Annotated in this window: 9 protein-coding genes and 3 pseudogenes; 1 reads left to right on the top strand and 11 read right to left on the bottom strand. The window is 45.3% G+C overall.

The genetic code is table 11. From position 1 onward, the window contains the following. The 9 genes and pseudogenes from J2D75_RS13830 to J2D75_RS13790 all read right to left on the bottom strand — a co-directional run. A pseudogene (locus J2D75_RS13830) lies at positions 1 to 216 on the bottom strand (IS5/IS1182 family transposase); the annotation flags it as partial. 90 nt (positions 217 to 306) lie between these two features. After that, on the bottom strand, positions 307 to 1,242 hold the full coding sequence (locus J2D75_RS13825; RefSeq protein WP_081773596.1) for an AEC family transporter: 936 nt from the start codon (positions 1,240 to 1,242) through the stop codon (positions 307 to 309). Further along, the gene (gene citG, locus J2D75_RS13820; protein WP_207855376.1) at positions 1,236 to 2,108 is read right to left on the bottom strand and encodes a triphosphoribosyl-dephospho-CoA synthase CitG; all 873 of its coding nucleotides are present in this window, start codon (positions 2,106 to 2,108) and stop codon (positions 1,236 to 1,238) included. The genes J2D75_RS13825 and citG overlap by 7 nt, the downstream gene beginning before the upstream one ends. Then, positions 2,108 to 2,671: a citrate lyase holo-[acyl-carrier protein] synthase gene (gene citX / locus J2D75_RS13815; protein WP_207855375.1), complete on the bottom strand. Its 564-nt coding sequence runs from the start codon at positions 2,669 to 2,671 to the stop codon at positions 2,108 to 2,110. Before citX ends, citG begins: the two co-directional genes overlap by 1 nt. Further along, positions 2,671 to 4,188: a citrate lyase subunit alpha gene (gene citF, locus J2D75_RS13810; protein WP_207855374.1), complete on the bottom strand. Its 1,518-nt coding sequence runs from the start codon at positions 4,186 to 4,188 to the stop codon at positions 2,671 to 2,673. Before citF ends, citX begins: the two co-directional genes overlap by 1 nt. A 10-nt stretch (positions 4,189 to 4,198) precedes the next feature. Then, entirely contained in the window at positions 4,199 to 5,047 is an 849-nt protein-coding gene (locus tag J2D75_RS13805; protein WP_243428774.1) for an aldolase/citrate lyase family protein, read from the bottom strand. A gap of 14 nt (positions 5,048 to 5,061) precedes the next feature. Beyond that, entirely contained in the window at positions 5,062 to 5,358 is a 297-nt protein-coding gene (gene citD, locus J2D75_RS13800; protein WP_207855372.1) for a citrate lyase acyl carrier protein, read from the bottom strand. Continuing rightward, the gene (gene citC, locus J2D75_RS13795; protein WP_207855371.1) at positions 5,358 to 6,437 is read right to left on the bottom strand and encodes a [citrate (pro-3S)-lyase] ligase; all 1,080 of its coding nucleotides are present in this window, start codon (positions 6,435 to 6,437) and stop codon (positions 5,358 to 5,360) included. Before citC ends, citD begins: the two co-directional genes overlap by 1 nt. Before the next feature lie 7 nt (positions 6,438 to 6,444). Then, on the bottom strand, positions 6,445 to 6,903 hold the full coding sequence (locus J2D75_RS13790; RefSeq protein ID WP_234395290.1) for a lipocalin-like domain-containing protein: 459 nt from the start codon (positions 6,901 to 6,903) through the stop codon (positions 6,445 to 6,447). A gap of 172 nt (positions 6,904 to 7,075) precedes the next feature. Between J2D75_RS13790 and J2D75_RS13785 the strand changes: the two genes are divergently transcribed. After that, positions 7,076 to 7,993, top strand: a complete 918-nt coding sequence (locus J2D75_RS13785) for a LysR family transcriptional regulator (RefSeq protein ID WP_207855370.1) — start codon at positions 7,076 to 7,078, stop codon at positions 7,991 to 7,993. Positions 7,994 to 8,275: 282 nt separating this feature from the next. Here the strand turns inward: J2D75_RS13785 and J2D75_RS13780 are convergent. Together J2D75_RS13780 and J2D75_RS13775 are read right to left on the bottom strand one after the other, a co-directional pair. Next, positions 8,276 to 9,366, bottom strand: a pseudogene (locus tag J2D75_RS13780) (IS5 family transposase). A gap of 242 nt (positions 9,367 to 9,608) precedes the next feature. After that, positions 9,609 to 10,046: pseudogene (locus tag J2D75_RS13775) on the bottom strand (hypothetical protein); the annotation flags it as partial.

Below are 10,046 nucleotides of genomic sequence, written 5' to 3'. Positions count from 1 at the left end.
CAGGGGGTTTTTAGAACCCTCCATCTTGAACATCAGCACCGGATCAAACGGCGGTCGCCCGTCCTTGCTTCCATCTGAATAGGCCAGAGCCTTCTCCAGATCAGGACGGAACGCTTCAAAATCCACAGTCCGGGAAAATGCTTCGAGCTGATCACCAAGCCCGCTCAGCCGGGCAAGCAGCTCGTCAACGTCAAAAAATCCCGCCTGCTTCATGATCCATACTCCAATCAACGCAAGGAAAATGGAATCACAGAGCAGACATCAAAAACAGAGGGTTTTTCGAACCCTCCACATTCGTTATGCTGCTCAAGGAGCCGTTAGTGCAATCATTGCACCCATCGTGAAAATAGCAACAACCGTTGACAAGAACACTGTCGACGCTGCTTCTTGTTCGCCTTTTTTAATCTGACTGGATAGAATTACAATTATAGAGGCTGAAGGCATTGCGAATGTAATAACAGCTTCCCTCAAATAAAAAGACGGAAGATGCAATGCCAACGCCAAACCCCACGCACATAGTGGAGATACAATATTCCTTATAAAAACCGAAGTTATAACCATTTTATTTATTACAGGACGCATAAGGCACAGAAGAATACCTGCCGAAAACATCGCCACGCCACCGGTAGATTTTCCCAGCATAACAAAGGATGTGTTTAGTATTTTTGGAACAGGGACACCTGACAAAACCAAGAAAAAAGCAACCAGTGGTGCCAAAACAACTGGCTGCTTAAACGCCTGCTTAAGATGCTCGAGCCATCCACCAGACCCGCCCATAGTTTCTTCATTATCACCAGCCAAAAGAAAAAATACTATTGGAATCAATACAACATTAATAGTCATACTGGCTAGTGAGACCGCCAGCGCACTCTTACCACCAAACAAAAAACCAAGAACTGCAGAGCCTACGAAAGGCACTGAAGGATTACCAACAGCAAGAGCCTGAAGTGTAGCTAATGACACGGAGCGTTTAAAAATAAATCTCGACAGACAGTAAGTTAATAAAAAGCTTACAATCATCCATCCGATAATAACCGCAGCAAAAGCTTGTGAATTCAAAATTTGCTGACGATCAATCCTGGAGATTCCAACAAACAAATCTAGAGGCAAGGCAAACTTTAGAACCATACGGTTCATAGCCGTCGCTTGATCTCTATTAAACATTCCCGCCGAGGCTGCCAAATACCCGAGAACCATCGATAAAACAATCGGGAATATTGCGCCACAAATAGTCTCTAACATACTGCCTCACAAGAAATATCTTGGTCAATATTTTCAAAAAAACCAAGAACGGACAAAAGGTCTGCACTGCCGCCAGGACTAATATTAAGAGCCATAAACTCATCATTCATCGCCCATACATCTTTTAAAAAATCTTCGTACCCCTTGCCTTCCAAGATCGACAGCGCCCTAAAAGCTCTGCCACGCGCAAAATCAAGGCCAGTCAAACCCGCTCTTGCAATAATATTTGAATCATTATTTCTCGATATTAAGCATATTAGAGCAATAAGTTCAGATTTTTCACGTGAATTATACATTCTCATGGACGTTTTATACGTTGGCCATGCATGTAAACGTACCGTTTCGAAACCAGAAACCGCCTCTCCTCTTGCCCCTGCAAGACCATACCGCCGATATATTTTTTCTCCAGATGTTTGGGGAGTTTTTTCAGCTGCCAAATGAAAGTCTGTCTCGATTATCTTTCTACATATAAGCGAAGTTTCTCGACAAACATTACTTATATCGGCAATCTCTCCCCGCGCCTCCAAGCGGCCAACGCTACAACACAATAATGCCAAAGAAAAAATAGCGCCTTTATGAGTATTGACACGATCTGTTGCCGCTAACATCTGTCTTTCGCATTTTATGCCGATCTCCCGAAGCCCCGGGAGGGTAGTATGTGCTACACTAAAAGCTGTCTCACGACCGTACTGACAAAAAATACCAAAAAACGGAGTTATGGTTTCAATACTAATACAGAACAGATTGTAATCCATATCAATATGAGACCCATTATTGTTCCGATCTACCAACCCGGGTTTCGGTGTAAGGTCTATTTCACGCAACAGCGCATTTCGAGCGCACCGGCAAACTCTATCATTAAGCATCACCGCTCACCTTCGCTCTCAAACGCTCTAACAATCTGTTCGATTTGAGCAGTTAGCTTATCAAGTGAATGCGTTCGATTACGCGCACAGATAAGGGCTTCCCTCGAGCAGACCAAGCAACGACGTGGAGGCAAGTCAAGCTGATCGCGCGAAACAACCGTCATCCCAGGAGCAATTACATCCAAGTCCCAAAGCCTTCCTAATGGATGTTGATCCTCAAGAGCCACCGTCGCTTTTTTGACACTGACGGCATCCTCAGATTGTATTACGTACTGGGCTTCCGGGCCGGACGCCGAGTATGAGACGCTCTGGCTAACTACCTGAGGACCATCACGGTTAAATCTAGCGTTTATTTCTCTAAGTGCGACATAAAAAACATTTTTATAAATTTCTGTAAGCTTTTCCGGCCCAGGAGAAATAGTAGATACAGAAATTATCGGGAGGTTGTATCGTTTCAACAAGTTATATTGTCGTTTTACTCTTGATTCACGAGACAATAATATGGAATCAAAAGAGGCAGGACTTCCAATAGCACCATCAGAATCGGAGACCCGCCCCATCATTACCGCTTAACCTGCCGAACTACATCCAACACGGTGCCATCTCGATAACGTACAATGGCAACCACTTTATCAAGGTATTCAATCGGTTTTGGCGTCCCAGCTCTAGCAATAGCAATATCACGTAAACTACTAATATTCATCACGGGCAATCTGGCGTCACGGAGTCTCTTCTCAAGGAGAGGCTTGTTCGGGTTCACGGCAATACCATGATCAGTCACAACAACATCCACAGTTTGTCCTGGTGTTACAACTGTATTGACACTGTTCACAACACAGGGAATTCGAGAGCGAAGCAACGGCGTTACGATAACGGTCAAATTAGCTGCGGCCGCCACATCGCAATGTCCGCCAGAAGCACCGCGCAACACGCCATCAGAACCCGTCAGAACATTGACATTAAAGTCGATATCAACTTCCAACGCACTTAATAGAACCACATCAACACGGTCCACATACGCACCTTTTGACGAAGCATTCGCATATTGGTTTGCGGATATTTCATTATGTGCCGGGTTGTCACGCAACGACTGGGCGGCATCAATATCAAATGACTGAACATCGGCGATCGCTCCAATCATGCCCTTTTTGAGTAAATCAACAATGGAACCAGTTACGCCTCCTAGAGCAAAGCCCGCTTTGATATTTTGTTGCGTCATTTTTTCACCCAGAAAGATAGTCGTCGCTGTTGCAGCTCCCCCCGACCCCGTTTGTAAAGAAAAACCGGTCTTAAAATAACCTGAGTGCTCAATGACGGATGCTGCAATCCTTGCAAGCAACAAGTCCCGCGGGTTTTTGGTAAGTCGTGCCGCACCGACGCTGATTAATGAAGGATCACCAACTTCCTCTACCGTCACCACAGCATCGACCTGATCCTGAGAAAGGCTGGCCGGATAATTAGGAAAATCGACCAGTTCTTGTGTCAATACAACGACATACCTTGCATGTTGTGCATCGACTTTGGCGTATCCCAATGAACCACAGCTGAGTTGTCCATGGCTACCATTAGCATTGCCAAACTCATCGGACGAAGCAACACCTAAAAACGCCACATCGATTGCAAGTTCACCAGACTGGATCAAATGCACTCGGCCACCATGAGAATGGATCTGAACCGGTGTCTGCATTAGTCCGTTTGAAATAGCTTCGCCAAGTTCTCCGCGAAGTCCGGAGGTGAATATCTTAGTAATAACGCCTGTTTTTATATACTCTATCAGACCATCATGACAGTTTAACAATGAGCTCGAGGCAATTGTTAAATCTTTAAAACCCAGATCAGACAGAACTTTTACAACCTTCATCAGCACCTTATCGCCTTCACGAAAGGCATGATGGAATGAAATGGTTCCACCATCTTTTAACCCTGAGGCTGCTACGGCGCTCTCTATCGAAGAAAATATCTTTCTATGGTGCTTTTCTTCGTTACTTTCTAATTGTGGTGATTCTGCAAACACACCACGAAATTTTTTATACCCATTTTCTGCGGAAAAGCTTTCCACATGTTTTTTATCGTATGACATAGTCTATACCTCAGGAATAATCAGCCAGAAGAATAACGCGCTGGGCGGCCTGGATGACAGGCGGATCAATCATCTTGCCATTCAGAGACACAACGCCGAGACCTTTTTCTTCTGCAGTTTTTGCAGCCTCAATTACTTTTTTTGCATGATCAAGTTCCGGCTGCGTCGGCTTATACGCTTTATGCAGCAATTCAATTTGCCTCGGATGAATGAGAGATTTTCCATTAAAACCAAGATTTTTGGCAATATTTACTTCTCTCATGAAACCTTCTTCGTCGTTTACATTGCCGTAGGCAACGTCAAAAGCGTCAATCTTGGCAGCTCTTGCCGCATGCAAAACCGTCGCTCGAGCAAAAAACAACTCAGGTTCTGTACCTGAACTACGCTCGGTTTGCATATCAACAAGATAGTCAAATCCGGCGAGCGCAATCGCTACCATTCTTGAGCTACACGCTGCAATTTCAACGGCATTTACAACACCACTAGCAGATTCTATAGCAGTTATTATTTTAGTGCTTCCAAACTCTCTTCCGCACTCTTTTTCTATTTTTCCAATTTTAATTTCAAGTTCTTTTACTTCATTAACATTTTCGGTTTTAGGCAACCGAATAACCTCAGCGCCACCACGAACTGCCATCTCCAAATCGGCTTCCCAAAATGGGGTATCCACGCCATTAATTCTTACGACGGTTTCAATATCTCCATAAATTTTGGCTTTCAAAGTATTGTAGACAAGAAGCCTAGCTGTATCCTTCTCAGCGATACTAACTGCGTCCTCAAGATCGAACATTACTGAGTCAGGTAAATAAATATAGGAATTAGACAACATTCCTGCATTATCTCCTGGAACGAACATCATACTCCGTCGCAGCTTCACGACAACACCTCATAATTTACTTTATCGACACCTGCTGCTCGATAGACCGCAGCCTGAACACGAGCCGCGATAACGCAATCAAGAGCTCCTTGGTCTTTGACATCCACAACGACATCGGTAACGCCAAGGGCTTCTAATTTTTCTACAATCACCCTGCGGATTGTGGCTCCAAACTGCTTCTCTACTTTACTTTGTAGTGACAGTTGCACTCCTCCACCTGCTTGTGGATTTATGATAACCAGAATATCGCTGGATTCTAATGTTCCCGCGATACCTTTTTGTATAAGATTCATTACAGAAACTCCTTTTGTTTCTGGCTGGTCATAAGATATTTCTCTATGAAAACAAAAGTATTTTTCGGAACCAAGGCCTCTATTGGTCGAATGGATTCCGATTTCATAAGTGCTCGAACACGAGATGCGGAGATTACTGACCCGCAGCACTCCAATCTTTTCACCTCTCTCAGCTCGACGGGTGGCTCACTACCCATCGGCAATTCTAAATACTCTTTAAGAACACAATTATACATTGATGTTGTCTCATCAATTGGTTCACTACCAACGTAACGAACGGAAATCCCCAATGCTGGAGCGATATACTGCCTGAACATCAGGGCATCAACAGCAGAGGCCTGCCGGTTCACCTGATGTTTATCTTTAATAAAATATTGAGGAAATGTAGCGTGTGACACAATATAGTCAGAACCAGGATGTAAAATTACATTACTTAGATCCTGAAGACCATCTTTTACTAATCTAAACCTATCCTTATAACGGAAAAAAGAAACGTCCTCTTTGACCATGAACACATGGACACAATCACACTCGGCCGCAGCCCGCTCTACAAGATAGCGATGACCTTTTGTAAATGGATTTGCGTTCATCACTATACTACCTACGCGTGTTCCACTTGTCCTTTTAGACCGCAGAGACTGCAAATAGTTTTCTAGTTTTCTCTTATTGTATTCCATAAATGTTACTCCCCCCTTAGTAACAACAAGAGGAGAAAACCCCCATCCATTAAAACGCTGCTTGTTTTTTTCTTTTGTATACAAAAAAAGATCATCATGCCCGTCCTGAAATGCTTGCTTCACAAGCTCCGTTCCAATAACGAGACTTAATTCCGAACCCCTATATGTTTGATCAACACAAACACATTTTACAATATTCCCATCTAATCCAGCGCACGCGACGATGTTTGCGTCATAATCATTCATAGCAACTACAAACTTTGCAATACGGGCATCCATATCCAAGCCGTTATTTTGCAAAAATTTCTCTATTCTTGTACGGTAGTCAATCAGATCCTCGCCGCTGATGACAATAATAGAAACTTCTGCAAAATGTGTTTTTCTAACGAAGCGCAACATCATTGTGTCATTACGCGCGAGTAAATTTGATAATACTTCGTGACATTTGATTTTTCGCCCAATTAGGCATTTTTCTCCATGGGGTAACAACTTCCGCTATATCGCCAGTTATAGTCACGTTACGCCGTTGCTCAGTTCCCACCCACTCTGGTGCCCATGCGGTTTCCACACTAGTAACCCATTGATTTCCCTCTATTCTGTAACGACCAACATAGGCTACTAAGGTCTTCATGAGGCTAGCACGATCTTCTTCAGTATTAGCAGGTTTACGATCACTACCTTCCAAATTGAAGGCGACCCAACCATCACCGGTGAAAATAACTCGCCCACGCGGGTGGCTACCCATTGCGTTGATAAACTCACCAGAAGCCTGCAGTTCAACGCGGTAAGACATAAGCTTCCACGTACCAACAATCTTCTGTGCGAGGTTGACATCGGGCTCAGTGATTACAGGCAATGAAATGCTCACTCTTGGGTCCTCAACAACAATTTTTGAATATATGTTTAAATATACACTGAAGAAAAAATAACCAGACCCATGTGACGCAAATGACTATTGCGGCAAACGCAATAAAAATGAATGGAACGGTATCTACGTAACGATTATAAGTCCCTCCTTTACGTAATCGAGGATGCGTTAGATGGCTCTTGATGATCTAACTGATATTGCGTTTTTTGTCTCTTTGGTTGATGCTGGAAGCATAACTGCAGCCAGTAGACGTCTAAGTGTGTCATCGGCTGCGGTTTCCAGAAGATTAGCTAAAATTGAAGAGCGCCTTGGTATTGGCCTTATCATACGCAATACCCGTCATTTCCACCTAAGTGATAGTGGACAGATATATTATGATGGTGGACTTAAGATTGTCGAGGAAAATGAGCGACTTGAGTCCGAGGTTATACAGTCTGATCAATCGCTCAAAGGTTCACTTAGTATCGGTGCGCCTTTAGAGTTAGGACGACACAAGCTAGCACCGTTTATTGCGAGTTTTTTCGAAAAACACCCACAACTACAACTCAACTTGGCCGTAGCATCTGAAGGATCTTATGATTTTGATGATTATCTGGATATAATTATTCGTTTAGGTTTGCCTGACTCAAATGGGGCGATAGTGACAAAAATTGCGACGACAGTTAAAGTCCTTTGTGCGTCGCCGGAATATATAGAAAAAAATGGTGAGCCACTTACACTTGAAGACCTTCAAAAGCACACGTGTCTATGCTTGCGTCGTTACAAAAGCATGGAAGTAATAAATCAATGGGTACTTGAGAATGAAACAACATCACATGTAGTTAGCGTGCAGCCGGCATTAAGTAGCAACAATGCGGAAATAGTACATGATTGGGCTTTATCGGGGGAAGGTATTGCATATAAACTATACAGTGACGCGTATGAAAGTTTAAGAAATGGGAATTTGATAAGAATTTTACCACAATATAAAGGTGAGTCTGTACCGCTTTATGCAGTTTTACCATCGCGGAATCATATAAAAAAAAGCGTTCGATTGCTACTTGAAGAGCTAAAAATTTATATTAAAAACACCGTAGAATTTTATCAGTGATATTCTTGTATTCAATTGGAATCACGGCAAATATAAGTTTCTAACGAAGCAATGATTAAAAATAACCATAAATACCTTTCCATCTTTATTTTAGAGGGCTTTCTGCTCTCAGTGGATCGTGAAAGATTCCCAAAGGGGTTGTAATCTGGAGGTATCGAAGAACCCTTGATTGATACGCTTGGCTGGTGATTTCAGATTTTTGGGGCTTTGATTGACGGTTCTTTGAGTTTTTTTCGGTCTGCGTTTTGAGCGATCGAGTGCTGCCCCCCCCCCGCTGGATTGCTATGCATTCGCGCTGATCCGCTCCAGGAAGAGGAAGCGGCGCATATTATAGACGATATTGGCCAGGCCGATCCTCATGATGGCCCGGGTGATACCGACAGTTCGGACGAACAGACCCATTTGCGATTTCTGGTCAGCAAAGACATGCTCGACGCGGGATCGGATCACGGACTTTCGTGCATTGGACCGCTGGATATGGAGTGGCATGGGTTTGAGATGCGGCTTCTTCCTGTGAACCTTTGAGACAAAGCCCTGCTTTTCCATGAAGTCTTCATTGGCTTTTGAGCGATACGCTGTATCAGCCCAGACGCTTGAGGCCGTATTGGCTTTATCCAGCAGCCCCTCTCTCAATCGCGCGCCATCACTGGCGGCGGCGTCTGTTGTCTTCCATTTCCGGATGAACCGATACTGCCGGTCGATGGAGACGTGGGATTTGTAGGCAAAGAATGGGATAGCGAGATCACTCGACGGCATGGTTCCATCGTCCTGCCGCTTCGCCTTCGTGAACTTCAGCGTCCATCGTGCATGCCTGTCCTTGTACGACAGCTTTGACGGCTTGTCCTGCCAGTCTTCGGGAATACGGCCTGCTCGCAGATCGGCTTTCTCTGCATTGGTGTTCCGCTGCTTTGGAGCAGCCACGAGTGTGGCATCCAGGATATGGCCCGACATCGGCAGATAAGCAGCGCTGCGTAGGGTCGCATCAAAGCACTCAAACAGTCTTTCAATGGCCCCCGCCTGTGTCGGGCGTTCACGGAACAGCCAGATTGTTTTGGCATCAGGCTCCCGACAGGCACCCGATCTGAAAGTCCCAGACCAAGGAAACGCATAAAGGAGAGGCGATCGTTGATGAGATACTCTGTCCGCTCATCAGACAAATTGTTCAGCGTCTGGATCACCAGGATCTTGAACATCAGCACCGGATCAGACGGCGGACGACCGCCTTTACTGCCGTCGGCGTAAAACAGAGCCTTGGCCAGATCGGGGCGAAACGCCTCAAAATCCACAGTCCGGGAAAACGCTTCGAGTTGGTCACCTAACCCGCTCAATTGAGCAAAGCGTTCTTCAACATCAAAGAAACCCGGCTGCTTCATCTTCGACCATTCCCAATAGATGGAATCACACAGAGAGCCCCAAAACCAGAGAGTTTTTCGAACCCTCCAGATGATAATCGCGCAGCTAACGCCATAGCCGATTGAGGAAATGATACCGCACTTTCCCGAGAAGATGGTGCCTGATCCCACGGTCAGCCGAACCGACGAAGAAAAACTACACACAAAAATTGATAAAATTCTCGTGGAACAGGATTTTTTACGTAATGCCCCACCAATTCCATTTATAAACAGATTTTCGTCATCAGGCAGTCAATCTCGGTTATTGCCGCTTCCAGTTCAGAATAATCCGGAGCCCATTGTTCGACAGGCATAAAATCGTGCACAGTCCCCTTTCCCTCAATGCTACTATCGTCGGTATCGGCACTCGCCCGTGGTCTCCCCCGCCTTCGTCCTGACATCACTTGCGCTCGTGGCTGTACAGTGTCCCGTAGAGGCGCAAGATCCTTCAGCGCAAAAAGCCGCCGCGCCGAGCGCCGGGTCACATCGACGACCAGCCCTCGTTCACCAAACCGCTCCAGCAGCACGCACGCCGCCTGAACCGACACCGACAGCCGCGCGGCCAAAGTCGAGGCCGAAATCACAGGATGGGCGGCAATGATGTCGATGGCCAGAGCCGCTTTCGAATTACGCCGCTGATCACCGGCCTGCGCCCGCGCGTT

Source organism: Acetobacter suratthaniensis, assembly GCF_017377745.1.
GTDB classification, from domain to species: Bacteria; Pseudomonadota; Alphaproteobacteria; order Acetobacterales; family Acetobacteraceae; genus Acetobacter; species Acetobacter suratthaniensis.
The sequence above is the reverse complement of the archived record's forward strand: the minus strand, read 5'-3'. Positions and strand labels throughout refer to the sequence as shown.

Excerpts from the sequence above, each read along its gene's own strand:
- citC (WP_207855371.1), bottom strand. The coding sequence starts at position 6,437 with ATGATGTTGCGCTTCGTTAGAAAAACACATTTTGCAGAAGTTTCTATT.
- J2D75_RS13805 (WP_243428774.1), bottom strand. The coding sequence starts at position 5,047 with ATGATGTTCGTTCCAGGAGATAATGCAGGAATGTTGTCTAATTCCTAT.
- citF (WP_207855374.1), bottom strand. The coding sequence starts at position 4,188 with ATGTCATACGATAAAAAACATGTGGAAAGCTTTTCCGCAGAAAATGGG.
- citD (WP_207855372.1), bottom strand. The coding sequence starts at position 5,358 with ATGAATCTTATACAAAAAGGTATCGCGGGAACATTAGAATCCAGCGAT.
- J2D75_RS13785 (WP_207855370.1), top strand. The coding sequence starts at position 7,076 with ATGGCTCTTGATGATCTAACTGATATTGCGTTTTTTGTCTCTTTGGTT.
- citG (WP_207855376.1), bottom strand. The coding sequence starts at position 2,108 with ATGCTTAATGATAGAGTTTGCCGGTGCGCTCGAAATGCGCTGTTGCGT.
- citX (WP_207855375.1), bottom strand. The coding sequence starts at position 2,671 with ATGATGGGGCGGGTCTCCGATTCTGATGGTGCTATTGGAAGTCCTGCC.
- J2D75_RS13825 (WP_081773596.1), bottom strand. The coding sequence starts at position 1,242 with ATGTTAGAGACTATTTGTGGCGCAATATTCCCGATTGTTTTATCGATG.